The following is a 615-nucleotide window of genomic DNA, read 5'->3' on the forward strand; positions in this document are numbered from 1 at the left end:
TCGCCGGACGAAATAGGGCTGTTTCTTTGCTCCTTTTCGCAACCACTCATAGAATCCGCTAGCGGGGATGATACAGCGCCGGCGTTTCAACGGTTCACGGAAGGAAGGCTTTTTCTCAATTCCTTCGGCCCTGGCATTGTTGAGAGTATATTTAGTTTTTGGACTTTTAGACCAGAACGGGACCAGGCCCCAATGGAGCATGGCATAGGAAGGATTGCCGGTCTCGGGAGAGTTGCGGATCGTCAGGATGTTTCGGGACGGAGGAATGTTGTAGTTCTCTATAGGAGGAGGATCCGGTAGGAGAAGCGTCTCGTAGCCGAAGGTACCTTTACCAAAATAGGCGAAACGTCCACACATTATTCTATGCGTCCTCATTGTTTGGTGCAAAATGCCCGAAATATCAGTCAAAGATTGCAGGGCTAAATCCCTGTTTCACTACCATCAGGCTGATGCTTTCTTATGGCAAACTTTGACTGATATTCTTTTTGGAGGGCTCTGAACGGTCAGGCTCCACCCGTTTAAAACAACTTCAATCTCTCCGCCATCTCTCCATACATCCTCGGAAATTCTGGCTGATAATTCAGAAAATTCGGCACCGGATAGCGAGCTCCCACT

General features: G+C 48.6%; 1 protein-coding gene. It reads right to left on the bottom strand.

The features are described 5' to 3' along the window. The coding region (locus ACYQ8U_RS23145; RefSeq protein WP_459947920.1) for an SOS response-associated peptidase at window positions 1–357 on the bottom strand (357 nt) is incomplete at its 3' end. Window positions 358–615: the final 258 nt, after the last annotated feature.

Source organism: Desulfocastanea catecholica (assembly GCF_054657295.1).